We start from the raw sequence: 17808 nt of genomic DNA on the forward strand, positions 1-17808 counted from the left end.
GCGGGGGGCGGCAGAGGCTCTTCGCAGGATGGGTCGGGCTTGCGAAACCCATGCGGCCATGGCGATGGGTATCGCTTCGCTCAACCCATCCTACGACGGCATTTCTCCTATGGCTCCAACTGTCCTGCAGACCGCGCTGGGGGCTCTTCGCAGGAGCGAGCCTGCTCGCGAACCGGGCGGGCACGGTGCCGGATTTGGTTCGCGAGCAAGCTCGCTCCTACGGGGTTCTTAGGCCTGTTTCGCCTGGCGCTGGCGAACGATCTCGAACAGGCACACGCCGGTGGCCACCGACACGTTCAGGCTGCTGACGCTGCCGCCCATGGGCAGCTTGGCCAGGTAGTCGCAGTGCTCGCGGGTCAGGCGGCGCATGCCCTTGCCTTCGGCGCCCATGACCAGCACGGTGGGCCCGGTGAGGTCCAGTTCGTAGAGGGTCTGGGTCGCCTCGCCAGCCGTGCCGACCACCCACAGGCCGCGCTGCTGGAGCTTTTCCAGGGTGCGCGCGAGGTTGGTCACGGCCACCAGCGGGATCACCTCGGCGGCGCCGCAGGCGACCTTGCGCACGGTGGCGTTGAGGGTCGCCGACTTGTCCTTCGGCACTATCACCGCCAGCGCGCCGGCGGCATCGGCGGTGCGCAGGCAGGCGCCGAGGTTGTGCGGGTCGGTGACGCCGTCCAGGGCCAGCAGCAAGGCCGGCCCCGGGGTGCGCTCGAGCAGTTCCTCGAGCATGTTCTCGCCCCACACCTGGCTCGGGCTGACCTCGGCGACCACGCCCTGGTGCACGCCCTCGGCCCACTCGTCGAGTTCCTTGCGCTCACGGGTGCCCACCGGCACCCGCGTCTGCCCGGCCAGCTCCACCAGCGCCTGGACCCGCGGGTCGTGTCGCCCCTCGGCCAGCCACAACTGCTTGACGCGCTTGGGATGATGGCGCAGCAGCGCCTCCACGGCGTGCACGCCGTAGACCTTTTCCCACTGGCTCATGGCTTGGCCTTAGGCTTGCCTGCCGCGGCGCCCTCCGCCTTGGGCTTGGACGGGCCCTTGCGGTGCTTGCTCGGCTTGGCGGCCTTGGCTTTCTGCTTCGACGGCTTGCGCGGCTTCTCCGCAGCGGCCTTGGCGTTCTTCGCCGGCTTGCCCTGGGCCTTGGCCGGCGGCCGCTTGCCGCCCACCTTGGCTTCGTCGAGCAGCGCCTGCTTCAGCGCGCGGCTTCTGTTCACATCGGTGTTGCCGAGCATCTCGTCGGCCTTGGCGAGCATCTCCGGCGCCACCGAGGGCAACGCCTGGACCACACCGACCTTGCGCTTGCGCGGCGGCGCCACGGGCAGCGGCGGCTCCGGCACTTCCAGCTGCAGCTCGCGCGGCTGGCCCTTGGCCCTGGCCGGCTTGGCGGCCGCCTTGGCAGGCTTGCCGGGCTTGGCCGTCTCGGCCTTGTCGCCGCGCTTCTTGCGGCCGATGGGCGCGCTGAGCGCGTTTTCGGCCAGCTCGAAGTCGATCTTGCGCTCGTCCAGGTCGACCCGCGCCACCACCACCTGGGTGATGTCGCCGAGGCGGAAGCTGCGCCCGGTACGCTCGCCGGCCAGGCGGTGGTGCACGGCGTCGAAGTGGTAGTAGTCGCCGGGCAGCGCGGTGACGTGCACCAGGCCCTCGACATAGATGTCGGTCAGCTCGACGAAGATGCCGAAGCCGGTGACCGCGGTGATCACGCCGTCGAAGGTCTCGCCGACGCGGTCGCGCATGTATTCGCACTTCAGCCAGTTGGTGACGTCGCGGGTGGCCTCGTCGGCGCGCCGCTCGGTCATCGAGCATTGCTCGCCGAGCTGCTCCAGGCGCGGCTCGTCATAGGGGTAGATGCGCGCCTTGGCCATCGCGGCGGCGCCGGCGCGCTGCACCAGGTCGGTTTCGCGCTTGGAGCGGATCACGCTGCGGATGGCGCGGTGCACCAGCAGGTCCGGGTAGCGGCGGATCGGCGAGGTGAAGTGGGTGTAGGCCTCGTAGTTCAGGCCGAAGTGGCCGTGGTTCTCCGGGCTGTACACCGCCTGGCTCAGCGAGCGCAGCATCACCGTCTGGATCAGCTGGAAGTCCGGGCGGCCCTGGATGGATTCGAGCAGCGCCTGGTAGTCGCCGGGGGTCGGCTCGCCCTTGCCGCGGTAGAGGGCCAGGCCCAGTTCGCCGAGGAACTGCCGCAGGTTGTTCAGCTTCTCCTGCGGCGGGCCGTCGTGGACGCGGTACAGCGCGGGGATTTCCAGCTTCTCGAGGAACCTGGCGGTGGCCACGTTGGCCGCCAGCATGCATTCCTCGATCAGCTTGTGCGCGTCGTTGCGCTGGGTCGGGCGGATCTCCGAGATCTTGCGGTCGGCGCCGAAGACGATGCGCGTCTCCTGGGTCTCGAAGTCGATGGCGCCACGCACGTGGCGCGCCGCCAGCAGCACCTTGTACAGGTCATACAGGGTGTTCAGGTGCGGCACCACGCCCGGCAGTTGCTCGGCCAGGCGCTTGGCTTCGGGGCTGTCGGGGGTCTCCAGGTACTGGCTGACCTTGGTGTAGGTGAGCCGCGCGTGGGAGTGGATGACCGCCTCGTAGAACTGGTAGCCGGTCATCTTGCCGGCCCTGGACAGGTTCATCTCGCAGACCATGGCCAGGCGGTCGACCAGCGGGTTCAGCGAGCACAGGCCGTTGGAGAGGATTTCCGGCAGCATGGGGATGACGCGCTCGGGGAAATACACCGAGTTGCCGCGCTTGGCCGCCTCCTCGTCCAGCGCCGAGCCCACCTTCACGTAGTGGGAGACGTCGGCGATGGCGACGTACAGCTTCCAGCCGCCGCCCTTGCGCTTCTCGGCGTAGACGGCGTCGTCGAAGTCGCGGGCGTCCTCGCCGTCGATGGTCACGAACGGCAGGGCGCGCAGGTCGACGCGCTTCTCCTTGTCCTTGTCCGCCACCTCGGGCTTGAGCTTGGCCGCTTCCTTCTCCACGCCTTCGGGCCAGACGTGGGGGATGTCGTAGCTGCGCAGGGCGACTTCGATTTCCATGCCCGGCGCCATGTAGTCGCCGAGCACTTCCACCACTTCGCCCTGGGCCTGGCGGTGCACGCTGGGCCACTGGTCGATGCGCACCTGGACGAACTGGTTGTGCCTGGCCGCGCCATGCTTGCCCGGCGGGATCAGCACTTCCTGCTGGATCTTCGGGTTGTCGGCGACCACGGTGCCGATGCCGCTCTCTTCGAAGTAGCGGCCGACCAGGGTCTCATGGGCGCGTTCGATGACTTCGACGATGGCGCCTTCGCGGCGGCCGCGGCGGTCGAAGCCGGAGACGCGCGCCAGGGCGCGGTCGCCGTCGAACACCAGGCGCATCTGCGTCGGGCTGAGGAACAGGTCGTCGCTGCCGTCGTCGGGAATCAGGAAGCCGAAGCCGTCGCGGTGGCCGGCGATGCGGCCGCGGATCAGGTCCAGCTTGTCCACCGGGGCGTAGGCGCCGCGGCGGGTATAGATGAGCTGGCCGTCACGCTCCATGGCGCGCAGGCGACGGCGCAGGGCTTCTTCCTGCTCCTCGCCGGACAGGCCGAGCTCTTCCAGTAGTTGCGCGCGGGTCGCCGGCGCGCCGCGTTCGGCGAGGTGCGCCAGGATCAGTTCGCGGCTGGGGATGGGGTTTTCGTATTTTTCCGCTTCGCGGGCGGCCTCGGGATCGAGGTTTTGCCAATCGGCCATCAGGGTGAGATCACCTTATCGTCTATATAAATGTAAGTGTCATGTGCTTATTGAAGCGCGAAATCCGCTCGTCGGTCAGCTTCGACCAAGAATAAATTTTTTATCGCATCAGGGGTTTACAAGCCAAAGCCTGCTCCGTATAGTTCGCGCCCACAGCGTCACTGCGACGTTGTAACACGGAAACGATGAGCAATCATCGCATCCAGTGCCCAGGTGGCGGAATTGGTAGACGCACTAGGTTCAGGTCCTAGCGGTGGCAACACCGTGGAAGTTCGAGTCTTCTCCTGGGCACCACTTATTTCACGATAGAGCCCCTGGCTGTATCGCGGCGGTTCGGAACCCTGATAACCGGACATTGAGACGCCGAAGCGACCGAAAGGTTGCATTACCGCAAGACGATGAGCGATCATCGCACCCCGTGCTGAAAAGCATGCCCAGGTGGCGGAATTGGTAGACGCACTAGGTTCAGGTCCTAGCGGTGGCAACACCGTGGAAGTTCGAGTCTTCTCCTGGGCACCATCTTCAAGCGAAAAAGCCGAGCACTGCTCGGCTTTTTCGTTTCCGTCGTTCGCAGGAGCGGGCCGGACGAAACGCCCGGCCCTTCTCCCCTCATGCCTTGAACTGCCCCAGGCTGGCGCGCAGCTGCGCCGCCAGGCCGTCCAGCACGCGCCCGCTGCTGGCGGTGGCGGCGACGGCTTCCGCGGCGCGTCCCGCCTCGGCGTGGATCACCTCGACGCGCCCGCGCACCGCGACCGCACCGGCGGCCTGCTGCTCGGCGGCATGGGCCGCCGACTCGATGGCGCCATGCACTTCCTCCACGGCCCGCTGCACTTCACGCTGCAGGCGCTCGCTGTCGTGTAGCGCGGCCAACCCCTGCACTGCCTGCTCGCGGGCCTGGCCGATGGCTTCCACCGCCTCGCGCGCGCCACGCTGCAAGGCATCGATATGCGTTTGTATGTCGCCAGTGGACTGCTGCGTCTTGCTCGCCAGCGCCCGTACCTCGTCGGCCACCACGGCGAAGCCGCGGCCGCTCTCGCCGGCCCGCGCCGCCTCGATGGCGGCATTGAGCGCCAGCAGGTTGGTCTGTTCGGCGATGCCGTGGATCACCGAGAGCACCACTTCGATCTGTTCGCTCTGCTGCGCCAGCTTCTCGATCACCCCGGCGCCGCTCTGCACGCGGGACTCCAGGGTTTCGATGAGGCCGCCGACGCGCCGGGCGATGGCCGCGTTGTCGTCAGCCGCCTTGCGGATGGACGCCACGCGCTCCAGCGCCTCCTGCATGGCCTGGCTTTCCAGCTGGGCTTCGGCGGCCATGCCGGCGAGCGCCTCCAGGCTGCCGGCCACTTCGTTGCGCTGGCGATCGGCGGCCGCCTCGGCGCTGGCGCTGCGTGAGGCCAGGGCGGCGATCTCGCTGCCGGTGCGCTGCGCCACCTGCCCCGCCTCGCGGACGATGGGCTGCAGCTTGTCGACGAAGCGGTTCACCGCGGTCGCCATCTCGCCCACTTCATCATTGCTGTCCAGGCGCACGCGGCGGGTCAGGTCGCCCTCCCCAGCCGCCAGGTCGTCGAGTGCATCGATCAACAGGCGCAGGCGATTCACCACTCGCCGCCCGAGCACCAAAGCCAGCACCAGCAGTACGCCCAGGCCGACCAGCAGCAGCCCCAGGCCGATGTGCCAACGCAGGCTACCGGCGGAAGCCTCCACCGCGCCCTGCGCACCCTGGCTCATCTCGGCGGCCGCCTGCTGCGCCGCCTGCAGACGGGCGCTCAGCGCCTTGTTGCTGTCGGCGGCGGCGCCGGCCAGGCTGTCGGCCACCAGTTGGTCGCCACTGGCGATCAGGGCGGAGAAGCGCTTGTCCAGAGCCTGCACCTGCTTCTCCACTTCGGCCGTGGAAATACCCAGGCGCACGGTACCGATCACCACGCCGTTGGGGCTGATGGGCACGCTGGAGAGGATCACCGAGTCGTCGTGGGCGGCCGCTTCCAGCACCTTGTCCAGGGCGCGCTCAGCCTGGCCCTTGGCGAGCAGCGCCTGGATGCGCGGGTCCTCGCGGTTGAGGTAGCGCGTCAGGTGCTGCCCCTGGGCATCGTCGTAGACCACGAAGAGCACGTTGGGGTTGGCCTGGGCGCGCCGGGCGTACTCGGAGAGCGTCGGTACGTCGTTGTCCCACATGGCCTTGGGCGCCACCGCGGCAAGCAGTTGGGCAAGCTGGTCGGCGGACTGCCGCAGGCTCTGTTCGAGGCTTTGACGGGTTTCGCCGCGCTCCTCCTCCAGCCGCGCCGACAAGGCGGCGCCGAGGCGTTCGCGGGTTCGCGCGGACAGCTCGGTGAGCCCTGAACTGAGCTCGCCACCGGCGCGCTCCAACTCGCCGGCCAGGCGCTGCGACTGGCCGCCCAGGCGTTCGCCCAGGTCGGCCACCAGCTGGTCCACGGTACTGCGGGTGAGCCACAGGGCGATCAGCAACTGCGCCAGCAGCGCCAGGCCCAGGGCGATGAACACGGGGCGCAGCAGGCGGCTGCGCAACAGCGAAAGGACGGCGGACACGGAGTGCCTCCTCGGGTAACGGAATACTGGCGCGGGATGCGCCGATGCCATTTGCCAGCAAGGGGCGTGCCGTTGGGGTGGCCATTGGCCGACTGATTGGGAGAGATTACTTTTTGTAGGAGCGAGGGGGACGCCTGGTTCTTGCTCGCGAACGGAATTTCCCGGCAGTTGCAGTGCGGCTGGCACGGTTCGCGAGCAAGCTCGCTCCTACAATTTCAGGCCCTCCGGAGGGTACAACGCCAACGGTTCCCGGGAAGCACGGCCGTAGGAGCGGACTCCGTCCGCGATAACCGGACATACCGGCGCGAATCGCGGATAAGATCCGCTCCTACGCAACCCCACCCACGCCATTCCCCTGTAGGAGCGCGCCCTGCGCGCGAATCGCGGGCAGGGCCCGCTCCTACGAAGAGCCCCAGCCCCAAACGAAAAAGCCGCTTCCCCATCAGGAGAAGCGGCTTTTCACACCCTTCGCAGCGGCTAGCGCCGCGACGGATCAGCCGAACGGATGGCGCAGGACGATGGTCTCGTTGCGGTCCGGGCCGGTGGAGATGATGTCGATGGGCGCACCGACCAGCTCCTCGATGCGCTTGATGTAGGCGCGGGCGTTGGCCGGCAGGGCTTCCAGGGTCTTGGCGCCGACGGTGGATTCGCTCCAGCCCGGCAGGTCTTCGTACACCGGCTGCAGGCCGATGTAGCTGTCGGCGTCGGTCGGCGCGTCGGTCAGCAGTTCGCCGGCGGCGTTCTTGTAGCCGGTGCAGATGCGCACGGTCTGCAGGCCGTCGAGGACGTCCAGCTTGGTCAGGCACAGGCCGGACAGGCTGTTGATCTCGATGGCGCGACGCAGGATCACGGCGTCGAACCAGCCGCAACGGCGGGCACGGCCGGTGGTGGCGCCGAACTCGTGGCCTTTCTTCGCCAGGTAGGCGCCCACTTCGTCGAACAGCTCGGTCGGGAACGGGCCGGAACCGACGCGGGTGGTGTAGGCCTTGGTGATGCCGAGGATGTAGTCCAGGAACAGCGGGCCGAAACCGGAGCCGGTGGCGGTGCCGCCGGCGGTGGTGTTGGAGCTGGTGACGAACGGGTAGGTGCCGTGGTCGATGTCCAGCAGCGAGCCCTGGGCGCCTTCGAACATGATGTTCTGGCTGGCGCGACGCAGGTCGTGCAGGGTGCTGGTGACGTCGGCCAGCAGCGGCTTGAGCTGCTCGGCGTAGCCCATGCACTCGTCGAGGGTCTTCTGGAAGTCGACCGCCGGCTCCTTGTAGTAGTTCTGCAGGACGAAGTTGTGGTAGTCCAGCAGTTCGCCCAGCTTGGCGGCGAAGCGCTCGCGGTGGAACAGGTCGGCCACGCGCAGGCCGCGACGGGCGACCTTGTCTTCGTAGGCCGGGCCGATGCCACGGCCAGTGGTGCCGATCTTGGCGTCGCCGCGGGCCTTCTCGCGCGCCTGGTCGAGGGCGACGTGGAAGGACAGGATCAGCGGGCAGGACGGGCTGATGCGCAGGCGCTCGCGCACCGGTACGCCCTTCTCCTCCAGCTTGGCGATCTCGCGCATCAGCGCGTCGGGCGCCAGCACCACGCCGTTGCCGATCAGGCACTGCACGCCTTCGCGCAGGATGCCCGACGGAATCAGGTGCAGCACGGTCTTCTCGCCGTCGATCACCAGGGTGTGGCCGGCGTTGTGGCCGCCCTGGTAACGAACCACGGCAGCAGCCTGGTCGGTGAGCAAGTCGACGATCTTGCCTTTGCCCTCATCACCCCATTGGGTGCCCAGGACTACGACATTCTTACCCATAACACTTGTCCCCATCGTGGATATTCGGTGCCGGCCTCGGCCGGCGGAAACTCGCGGTGCCCGTCGATCACGGGTCAGAAGGGCACCACCTGCCAATTGCCTTCGCGCAGCTGCAGTTGCGCATCGCAACCCGCCTCGCGCGCCGAAGCCGCATCCTGCCCGGGCAGCGCCTGAACCACGCGCCGCCCGTCGCGGCGCAACTGCTGCACCGCCTGCCAGAGGCCGGCCCCTTCGGCCGGCGCCCAGATGCCTTGCACCGGCGCGTCCAGCCGTACCTGGCCCAGGGTCACCAGGGTCTTCAGGTCGGTGGAGAAGCCGGTGGCCGGCCGCGCACGACCGAAGTCGGCGCCGATGTGGTCGTAGCGACCACCCTGGGCGATGGACTCGCCGACGCCGGGCACGAAGGCGGCGAACACCACCCCCGTGTGATAGTGGTAGCCGCGCAGCTCGCCGAGGTCGAAATACAACGGCAGCTGCGGGAAGCGTTGCGCCAGGGCGTCGGCGATGACGACCAGATCCGCCAGGGCGGCCTTCACCACCGCCGGCGCATCGGCCAGCACTGCGGCGGCCTGCTGCAGCACCTCACGGCTGCCGCACAGCTCGGCCAGGGCGCGAAGCATGCCGGCGAGCTCGGCCGGCAGGCCGTCGGTGAGCGCGGCGACTTCATCCACCGCCTTGCGCTGCAGGGCGTCGAACAGAGCCTGCTCGGCCTCGCCGGACAGGCCGGCGGCGCGGGCCAGGCCACGATAGATACCGACATGGCCGAGGTCCATGTGCACGTCCGGCACCTCGGCCATGGCCAGCATGTCGAGCATCAGGCTGATGACTTCGACGTCGCTCGCCGGGCTGGCGTCGCCGTAGAGCTCGGCACCCAGCTGGATCGGGCTGCGCGAGGTGGCCAGGGCGCGCGGGCGGGCATGCAGCACGCTGCCGGCGTAGCACAGGCGGTTAGGGCCCTCGCGGCGCAGGCTGTGGGCGTCCATGCGCGCCACTTGCGGCGTGATGTCCGCGCGGAAGCCCATGAGCCGGCCCGAGGCCGGGTCGGTGACCTTGAAGGTGCGCAGGTCCAGGTCCTGGCCAGCGCCGGTCAGCAGGGACTCCAGATATTCGATGTGCGGGGTGACGACGAACTCGTAACCCCAGCGCTGGAACAGGTCCAGCACCTGACGGCGGGCTGCTTCGACGCGCGCCGCCTCAGGTGGCAGCACTTCTTCGATCCCATCTGGCAGCAGCCAGCGGTCTACCGTTGCCATGTCGCCTCTCCCCTTTCAGCCGGGCGGCAATTCATCTAGTGAATCCAGTAAAGAAGGCCGGTGCCGAGCAGCATGCTGCCCAGCCCGATGAGCCGCAGGCGCCGGTCGTCCAAGCGACCAAGCCCGCTGACGGCCTCACGCCAGCCACGCGGATACAGGAAAGGGAGGATGCCCTCCAGCACCAGCAACAGACAGAACGCTTTGCCGAATTCCTGCCACATGGCTCTCTGTACATAAATCTCGCGGACGCAAAAAAGCCGGGATTTCCCGGCTGACCCATGATAACACGTTTTCTCCGGCGGGCGCTGCCGCCCGCCGGAGAACCCACTCAGGGCTTGGACTTCTCCAGATAACGGAAGAACTCGTTGTCCGGGCTCAGCACCAGGACGTCCTTCTTGTCGGCGAAGCTGTCGCGGTAGGCCTTGAGGCTGCGGGTGAAGGCATAGAACTCCGGGTCCTGGTTGTAGGCCTTGGCGTAGATCGCCGCCGCCTTGGCGTCGCCCTCACCGCGGGTTTCCTCGGACTGCCGATAGGCCTCGGCCAACAGCACGCGGCGCTGGCGGTCGGCGTCGGCGCGAATACCCTCGGCCAGTTCGCGGCCCTTGGCACGGTGCTCGCGGGCCTCGCGCTCGCGCTCGGTGCTCATGCGCTCGAACACGCTGCGGTTGACTTCCTTCGGCAGGTCGATGGCCTTGACGCGCACGTCGATGACCTCGATGCCCAGCTCCTTCTGCGCCATGCGATTGAGCGACGCGGTGATGTCGCCCATCAATGCGTCGCGCTCGCCGGACACCACCTCGTGCAGGGTGCGCTTGCCGAACTGGTCGCGCAGGCCGGCTTCCAGGCGCCGCGACAGGCGCTCGTCGGCGATCTGCTTGAGGCCCGAGGTCGCGGTATAGAAGCGCTCGGCATCGGCCACACGCCACTTGGCGTAGGCGTCGACCATCACTGCCTTCTTCTCCAGGGTGAGGAAACGCTGGGTCGGCGAGTCCAGGGTCAGCAGGCGGCCGTCGAACTTGCGCACCTGGTTGACGTAGGGAATCTTGAAGTGCAGGCCGGGCTGCACGTCCGACTCGACCACGCGGCCGAAGCGCAGCAGCACCGCGCGCTCGGTCTGCTGCACCACGTAGATGCTGCTCCACAGCGCCACGGCAGCCACCACGGCGGCGATCAGGGCGATCAGGGACTTGTTACTCATCAGCGGCTCTCCCTGGTGCGCAGGTCACGTTGCTGCAGGTCGCTGGCGACCCGCGAGCCGATGTCCGGCGTGCTGCTCGTCGTACCCGCCGCGCCGCTGCCCGGCGTTGCCGAGCCACGGCCGTCGATCATCTTGTCCAGCGGCAGGTAGATCAGGTTGTTCTGCCCCTGCTGCCCGGTGACCAGCACCTTGCTGCTCTGCGACAGGACCTCCTGCATAGTGTCCAGGTACAGGCGCTCGCGGGTGACCTCCGGCGCCTTGCGGTATTCGCCGGCCAGCTTGCTGAAGCGGTCGGCCTCACCCTCGGCTCGGGCAACCACCTCGTCGCGGTAGCCGTTGGCTTCCTCGATGATGCGCTGGGCCTGGCCGCGGGCTTCGGGCACCACGCCGTTGGCGTAGGCTTCGGCCTGGTTCTTCTCGCGCTGTTCGTCTTCGCGGGCACGGATCACGTCGTCGAAGGCTTCCTGCACCTCGCGCGGGGCGGCGGCGCTCTGGATGTTCACCTGGGTCACGGTGATACCGGTCTTGTAGGTGTCCAGGAAGCGCTGCAGGCGATCGCGCACCTCGGTGGCCATCTGTTCGCGGCCCTCGGTGAGGATCTGGTCCATGGTGGTGGAGCCGGCCACGTGGCGCAGGGCGCTCTCGGTGGCGTGCTGCAGGCTGACCTCGGGCTGGTCGACGTTGAGCACGAAGTCCTTCAGGTTGCTGACCTTGTACTGCACGGTCAGCGGGACCTCGACGATGTTCTCGTCCTCGGTGAGCATCTGCCCCTGCTTGCTGTAGGCACGCTCGCGGGTGACGTTCTCCTGGAACTTCCTGTCGATCGGCGGGAAGTAGAAGTTCAGGCCCGGGCCCACGGTGTCGTAGTACTTGCCCATGCGCAGGATCACCGCCTGCTCCTGCTCGTCCACCACGTAGATGGCGTTGTACAGCCAGAGCACGGCGAGCACGGCCAGGCCGATGCCGAACAGGCCCAGGCCACCGCCCTTGCCGCCGACGGGGCTGCCGCCGCGCGGTTTCTTGCCGCCGAAGATGCGATTGAGGCTGTCCTGCAGCTTGCGGAAGGCCTCATCGAGATCCGGAGGGCCCTGGCGGCCGCCGCCACGGCGCCCACCCCAGGGGTCCTGATCGTTCTTGTTCGAGTTGTCACCCGGCTCATTCCAAGCCATAGCGCTCTCCATCTAGTAACGCGAAACGCGCCAGCGGCGCGACCACCCATGCTACCGAATGCCCCGCCCGGTGCCAAAAGCACCGTTCCGGGCTTTATTGCAAAGTGTGTTGCGCAATGAACTCCGCCGGCTGCCATCCCTCGCGGCTGACCAGGCGGTTCAACTCGACACGCGGCAGGCGAACCTGCAAAACGGCGCGTCCCTGCTCGTCGTGGTCCTCGGACTGCACCGCGCCCAGCTCGAAGAACTGCGCGCGCAGGCGCCCCAGGCGCTGCGGCAGGCAGAGCGTGCCGACGAACAGGTCGTCGCCCAGCAGCTCGGCCACCGCCTTTTCCAGCAGTTCCAGCCCGCGCCCGTCTCGGGCGGAGAGCCAGACCCGCACCGGCTTGCCGCTCTCGTCGCGCTGGATTCGCGCGTCCATGTCCGGCAGCAGGTCGATCTTGTTGTACACCTCGAGCATCGGCAGCTCGTTGGCGCCGATCTCGGTCAGCACCGCGTGCACCTGCTCCACCTGCGCGTCGCGCTCCGGCTCGTGGGCATCGATCACGTGCAGCAGCAGGTCGGCGTTGCTCGACTCTTCCAGCGTAGCGCGGAAGGCCTCGACCAGCTTGTGCGGCAGGTGGCGGATGAAACCCACGGTATCGGCCAGCACGACCGGGCCGACGTCCTCCAGCTCGAGCCGGCGCAGGGTCGGGTCGAGGGTGGCGAACAGCTGGTTGGCCGCATAGACCTCGGAAGTGGTCAGGGCGTTGAACAGCGTGGACTTGCCGGCGTTGGTGTAGCCGACCAGGGAAACCGAGGGGATTTCCGCCCGGCGCCGGCCACGGCGGGCCTGTTCGCGCTGGCTGCGGACCTTCTCCAGGCGCTGCTTGATCTGGCGGATGCGGGCGCGCAGCAGGCGGCGGTCGGTTTCCAGCTGGGTTTCACCGGGACCGCGCAGGCCGATACCGCCCTTCTGCCTTTCCAGGTGGGTCCAGCCGCGCACCAGGCGCGTGCTCATGTGTTCGAGCTGCGCCAGCTCCACCTGCAGCTTGCCCTCATGGGTGCGGGCGCGCTGGGCGAAGATGTCGAGAATCAGACCGGTACGGTCGAGCACCCGGCATTCGAGGACGCGTTCGAGGTTGCGTTCCTGGCTGGGCGTGAGGGTGTGGTTGAAGATGATCAGCTCGACGTCCTGGACTTGCACCAGGTCGCGCAGCTCATCGACCTTGCCACTGCCGATCAGGAACTTGGCCGACGGCTGATGGCGCGAAACGTTGACGAATGCCACCGACTCCGCGCCCGCCGAACGGGCCAGCTCCTGGAATTCCTGCGGGTCTTCGCGCGCCTCGGGGTCCTGACCTTCCAGATGGACCAGAATGGCCCGTTCCCCACCACCCGGGCGCTCAAAGAACAAGGCGGGCTACCGTCAAGCGTTGCCCGGCTCGGCCGGTTGATCGCCGCTGGGCAGACGCACCGGACGGCTGGGCACGACGGTGGAAATGGCGTGCTTGTAGACCATCTGGCTGACAGTGTTCTTCAGCAAAATCACGAACTGGTCGAAGGATTCGATCTGACCTTGCAGCTTGATACCGTTCACCAGGTAGATGGAGACCGGTACGCGTTCTTTTCGCAGGGTATTCAGGTAAGGGTCTTGTAGCGAATGCCCTTTTGACATATGCCGCACTCCTTTAGGGAATCAATAGATTTAGTAGTAGTCGAATGGCTTGTTGCCGTCGGTAACCCCAAGGATAGACGGCTGAATTATGGTCTCGAACCTATATGGAGACCGCCTCAAGATATTTCAAGGCACGCGGCAGATTGTCGCCTGCCAGACTGTCCAACCAGTGTAGATGGCCCCAGCTGCGCAGCCAGGTGAACTGGCGCTTGGCTAGTTGCCGGGTGGCAATCACGCCGCGCTCCTCCATCTCAGCGTAGGACAGTTTGCCCTCGAGGTATTCCCATACCTGTCGGTAGCCCACGGCACGAATGGATGGCAGAGCGGCGTGCAAGTCGTCTCTCGCGCGAAGTGCTTCGACCTCGGCGATGAAGCCCTGTTCCAGCATCTGACGAAAACGTTGCGCGATTCGCGCGTGCAGTACCTGGCGCTGCTGAGGTGCAATCGCCAGTTGCGCCACAGTATACGGTAATTGCGCCGCGCCTGGCGCGCTGGCACCGGCATTTTCAGCCGCCTGGCGCCGGCGGTGGTCGCTCATCGACAAGCCGCTGACGCGTTGCACTTCCAGCGCCCTGACCAGGCGTTGCGGATCGTTGGGGTGGATGCGCGCCGCCGATTCCGGGTCGACCCGCTGCAATTCGGCATGCAGCGCCGCCCAGCCCTCGGCCGCGGCCCAGGCTTCCAGTTCGGCGCGCACCGCCGGATCGGCGCTGGGCATGTCCGCCATACCTTCCAGCAATGCCTTGAAATACAACATGGTGCCGCCGACCAACAGGGGGATGCGCCCCGCCGCGGTGATCTCGGCCATGGCCGCCAGGGCGTCGGCGCGGAATTCCGCCGCCGAATAGCTTTCGGCCGGATCGCGGATGTCGATCAGGCGGTGCGGGAATTCGGCCAGGATGTCCTTCGAGGGCTTGGCCGTGCCGATGTCCATGCCGCGGTAGACCAGCGCCGAGTCGACGCTGACCAGCTCGATGGGCAGCAGCCGCGCCAGCTCCAGCGCCAGGTCGGTCTTGCCGGCGGCGGTCGGGCCCATGAGGAAGATGGCGGGAGGCAGGGAGGACATCGGCAACTCTTCGGCAGAACGGGCGCGCGCAAACCGCGCGCTGAATCGATTGGCGCGCAGTTTACTGCACTTGGCTTAACGCTGGCTTTATTTCAGCGCCCGCGCAGGAAGAGTTTGTCCAGCTCGTCCAGGCCCAGCTGCGTCCAGGTGGGCCGGCCGTGGTTGCACTGGCCGCTGCGCTCGGTGATTTCCATGTCGCGCAGCAGGGCGTTCATCTCCGGCAGCGTCAGGCGCCGGTTGGCGCGCACCGCGCCGTGGCAGGCCATGGTCCCGAGCAGTTCGTTGAGGTGCGCCTGGATGCGGTCGCTGGTGCCGTATTCCAGCAGGTCGGCGAGCACGTCGCGCACCAGCTGGGTCGCCTCGGCCTGCTTGAGCAGCGCGGGAATCTGGCGGATCGCCAGGCTTTCCGGGCCCAGGCGCTGCAGTTCGAAGCCGAGCCGGCTGAACCAGCCGCCGTGTTCCTCGGCGCAGTCGGCCTCGCGCTCGCTCACCGCGAGGGATTCGGGCACCAGCAGCGGCTGGCCGCGCAGGCCTTCGCTGTCCATGGCGACCTTCAGGCGCTCGTAGGTGATGCGCTCATGGGCCGCATGCATGTCCACCAGCACCAGGCCGTGGGCGTTCTCGGCGAGGATGTAGATGCCCTTGAGCTGGGCCAGGGCGTAGCCCAGCGGCGGGACATCCTGGGCGCTTTCCGGCAGAGCCTGGGGCGCGGCCGTCGCGGCCTGTTCCGGCAGCGGCGCGAAATAGGCGCGGTAGGCGCCCTGGACCTCGGCGACCGGGGGCATTTCCTGACGCGGCGACTGGTAGGAATAGCCGCCGCCGGAACCGGAGGAACCGCCCGAGCCGCTCCAGGTACGCGCTGCGGCCGGGGCCTCCAGCACCTTGTCCGACAGGCTCATCTCGCCCTGCGGGCCGAATTCCCCGGCGGCCTGCCCGGTGGGGCGCGGGACGGTCAGGGAGGTAGCCCCCGGTGGCGCCAGCTGGTCGTCCGGGCGTACCTCGGCGAGCGCCCGGTGCAGGGTGCCGTAGAGGAAGTCGTGGACCATGCGGCTGTCGCGGAAGCGCACTTCGTGCTTGGTCGGGTGCACGTTGACGTCCACCGTCGCCGGGTCGACCTCCAGGAACAGCACGAAGGTCGGGTGGCGGCCGTTGTAGAGCACGTCGCGGTAGGCCTGGCGCACCGCGTGGGCGACCAGTTTGTCGCGCACCATGCGGCCGTTGACGTAGAAGTACTGCAGGTCCGGCTGGCTGCGGGAGAAGGTCGGCAGGCCGACCCAGCCCCACAGGTGCAGGCCGTTGCGCTCGATCTCGATGGGCAGCGCCTGTTCGAGGAAGGCCGGGCCGCACACGGCGCCGACGCGGCGCGCGCGGGCGGTCTCGTCCGCGGCCTCATGCAGGCTGAAGACGGTCTTGCCGTTGTGGCGCAGGTGGAAGGCCACGTCGAAGCGGGCCAGGGCCAGGCGCTTGATGACTTCCTGCAGGTGGTCGAACTCGGTCTTCTCGGCGCGCAGGAACTTGCGCCGCGCCGGGGTGTTGAAGAACAGGTCGCGGACCTCGACGCTGGTGCCCACCGGATGCGCCGCCGGCTGCACCCGCGGCTGCATGTCGCGGCCCTCGGTCTCCACCTGCCAGGCCTGCTCGGCGTCGGCGGTGCGCGAGGTCATGGTCAGCCGCGACACCGAGCTGATCGAGGCCAGGGCCTCGCCGCGGAAGCCCAGGCTCATCACCGCCTCGAGGTCTTCCAGCTCGCGGATCTTGCTGGTGGCGTGGCGCGCCAGGGCCAGCGGCAGGTCGTCGGCAGGAATGCCGCCGCCGTCGTCGCGTACCCGCAGCAGCTTGATGCCGCCCTGCTCCACCTCGACGTCGATGCGCCGGGCGCCGGCGTCCAGGCAGTTCTCCAGCAGCTCCTTGATCACCGAGGCCGGGCGCTCGACCACCTCGCCGGCGGCGATCTGGTTGGCCAGCCGCGGGCTGAGCAACTGGATGCGGCGTGAATCGTTCATTGCTGCGCCGCCAGGGAGGTCGCGGGGATGTTCAGCACCTGGCCGATGCGCACGCTATCGGTCTTCAGGTTGTTGGTGCTGCGCAGGGTGGCCATGCTCACGTCGTAGCGCGCGGCGATCATCGACAGGCTCTCGCCGGCGCGCACCACGTGCTGGCGCGGCCCGCTGGAAATCTGCCCGCCGTCGCGCAGCGAGGCGATGTAGGTGCCCGGCGGCGGCGTCTGCACGAAGTACTGGCGCACGCCGGCGGCGATGGAGCGGGCCAGGGCCTGCTGGTGCGAGGCGCTGTTGAGCTTCCGCGACTCGCCGGGGTTGGAGATGAAGCCGGTCTCCACCAGGATCGACGGGATGTCCGGCGACTTCAGCACCATGAAGCCGGCCTGCTCGACGCGGTTCTTGTGCAGCGAGGTGACGCGGCCGACGTTGGTCAGCACCTTGTGCCCGACGTCCAGGCTGGAGGACATGGTGGCGGTCATCGACAGGTCGAGCAGCACGCCGGCGAGCATGTGGTCCTTGTCGTCGAGGCTGACGCTGCCGTCGCCGCCGATCAGGTCGGAACGGTTTTCGCTGTCGGCCAGCCAGCGCGCGGTCTCGGAGGTGGCGCCGCGGTCGGAGAGGGCGAACACCGAGGCGCCGAAGGCACTGCGGCTGGGCGCGGCGTCGGCGTGGATGGAGACGAACAGGTCGGCGCCCTTCTTGCGCGCGATGGCGGTACGCCCGCGCAGCGGGATGAAGTAGTCGCCGGTGCGCGTCAGCTCGGCGCGGAAGCCCTTCATCTGGTTGATCTGCCGCTGCAGTTCGCGGGCGATCGACAGGGTGATGTTCTTCTCGTGCAGGCCGTTCGGGCCGGAGGCGCCCGGGTCCTCGCCGCCGTGGCCGGCGTCGATGGCGATGATGATGTCGCGCTTGCCGCCGGCCGGCACCGGCGCCTTGGCCACCGGCTGCGTCGGCGTCACCGGGGTGGCCGGCTGGTTCGGCGTGGGCGTGGCGGGCACGTCGGGGGTGATGTCCGCGCCCTGGTCGTAGAGGTCCACCACCAGGCGGTTGCCGTACTGCTGGTTGGGCGGCAGGACGAAACTCTTGGGCGTCACCTGGGCGGACAGGTCCAGCACCAGGCGCAGGTCGGTGGGCGAACGCTGCGCCGAGCGCACCGAGGTGATCGGGGTGTTCTTCAGCTTGAGCTGGTTCAGCGCGGTGCTCAGCTGCGCGCCATTGAGGTCGATGACGATGCGGTTCGGCGCGCTGAGGGTGAACAGGCTGTGCTGCACCGGGCCGGACAGGTCGAACACCAGGCGCGTGTTGTCCGGCGCGCGCCACAGGCGCACGCTCTTGATCTGCGTGATTTGCGCGGCGGCAAGAACCTCGCCGGCGCCCAGCGCCAGCAGGATGAACAACCCGGCCAACAGCGCCCGAAGGCGCAACCCCCAACCCATG

The 17808-nt window shown here is 68.0% G+C and carries 13 protein-coding genes and 2 tRNA genes; 2 read left to right on the top strand and 13 right to left on the bottom strand.

Annotated features, from left to right (window positions below):
• Window positions 1–228 precede the first annotated feature (228 nt).
• Both rlmB and rnr read right to left on the bottom strand, forming a co-directional pair.
• Complete coding sequence (rlmB, locus tag RN02_RS22115) at window positions 229–978, bottom strand: 23S rRNA (guanosine(2251)-2'-O)-methyltransferase RlmB (protein WP_043316869.1); 750 nt, start codon at window positions 976–978, stop codon at window positions 229–231.
• Window positions 975–3695: a ribonuclease R gene (gene rnr, locus RN02_RS22120; protein WP_043316871.1), complete on the bottom strand. Its 2721-nt coding sequence runs from the start codon at window positions 3693–3695 to the stop codon at window positions 975–977. Before rnr ends, rlmB begins: the two co-directional genes overlap by 4 nt.
• A gap of 207 nt (window positions 3696–3902) precedes the next feature.
• On the opposite strand from rnr, the gene RN02_RS22125 reads away from it, so the two are divergent.
• Window positions 3903–3989: transfer RNA gene (locus RN02_RS22125), tRNA-Leu, on the top strand.
• A gap of 138 nt (window positions 3990–4127) precedes the next feature.
• Window positions 4128–4214: transfer RNA gene (locus RN02_RS22130), tRNA-Leu, on the top strand.
• Window positions 4215–4304: 90 nt separating this feature from the next.
• Here the strand turns inward: RN02_RS22130 and RN02_RS22135 are convergent.
• From RN02_RS22135 to amiB, 11 genes are all read right to left on the bottom strand, one after another.
• Window positions 4305–6239: a methyl-accepting chemotaxis protein gene (locus RN02_RS22135; protein ID WP_043316873.1), complete on the bottom strand. Its 1935-nt coding sequence runs from the start codon at window positions 6237–6239 to the stop codon at window positions 4305–4307.
• A gap of 493 nt (window positions 6240–6732) precedes the next feature.
• The gene (locus RN02_RS22140) at window positions 6733–8028 is read right to left on the bottom strand and encodes an adenylosuccinate synthase (protein ID WP_009613464.1); all 1296 of its coding nucleotides are present in this window, start codon (window positions 8026–8028) and stop codon (window positions 6733–6735) included.
• Between the two features lie 74 nt (window positions 8029–8102).
• Window positions 8103–9281, bottom strand: coding sequence for an ATP phosphoribosyltransferase regulatory subunit (locus tag RN02_RS22145; RefSeq protein WP_043316876.1), 1179 nt, complete (start codon window positions 9279–9281; stop codon window positions 8103–8105).
• A gap of 35 nt (window positions 9282–9316) precedes the next feature.
• On the bottom strand, window positions 9317–9502 hold the full coding sequence (locus RN02_RS22150) for a DUF2065 domain-containing protein (RefSeq protein ID WP_009613466.1): 186 nt from the start codon (window positions 9500–9502) through the stop codon (window positions 9317–9319).
• Window positions 9503–9609: 107 nt separating this feature from the next.
• Entirely contained in the window at window positions 9610–10479 is an 870-nt protein-coding gene (hflC, locus tag RN02_RS22155) for a protease modulator HflC (RefSeq protein WP_009613467.1), read from the bottom strand.
• Window positions 10479–11648, bottom strand: coding sequence for an FtsH protease activity modulator HflK (gene hflK, locus RN02_RS22160; protein ID WP_009613468.1), 1170 nt, complete (start codon window positions 11646–11648; stop codon window positions 10479–10481). Before hflK ends, hflC begins: the two co-directional genes overlap by 1 nt.
• Window positions 11649–11742: 94 nt before the next feature.
• Window positions 11743–13044, bottom strand: coding sequence for a ribosome rescue GTPase HflX (gene hflX / locus RN02_RS22165; protein WP_043316877.1), 1302 nt, complete (start codon window positions 13042–13044; stop codon window positions 11743–11745).
• 12 nt (window positions 13045–13056) lie between these two features.
• The gene (gene hfq / locus RN02_RS22170; protein WP_003095657.1) at window positions 13057–13305 is read right to left on the bottom strand and encodes an RNA chaperone Hfq; all 249 of its coding nucleotides are present in this window, start codon (window positions 13303–13305) and stop codon (window positions 13057–13059) included.
• Window positions 13306–13405: 100 nt separating this feature from the next.
• Window positions 13406–14371, bottom strand: a complete 966-nt coding sequence (gene miaA, locus RN02_RS22175) for a tRNA (adenosine(37)-N6)-dimethylallyltransferase MiaA (protein ID WP_009613482.1) — start codon at window positions 14369–14371, stop codon at window positions 13406–13408.
• A 92-nt stretch (window positions 14372–14463) separates the two neighbouring features.
• Window positions 14464–16374, bottom strand: a complete 1911-nt coding sequence (gene mutL, locus RN02_RS22180) for a DNA mismatch repair endonuclease MutL (RefSeq protein ID WP_043316878.1) — start codon at window positions 16372–16374, stop codon at window positions 14464–14466.
• Entirely contained in the window at window positions 16371–17807 is a 1437-nt protein-coding gene (amiB, locus tag RN02_RS22185) for an N-acetylmuramoyl-L-alanine amidase AmiB (protein WP_043316880.1), read from the bottom strand. Before amiB ends, mutL begins: the two co-directional genes overlap by 4 nt.
• Between the last annotated feature and the right edge of the window lies 1 nt (window position 17808).

This window comes from Pseudomonas sp. PI1, from assembly GCF_000812405.1.
Classification (GTDB): domain Bacteria; phylum Pseudomonadota; class Gammaproteobacteria; order Pseudomonadales; family Pseudomonadaceae; genus Pseudomonas; species Pseudomonas citronellolis.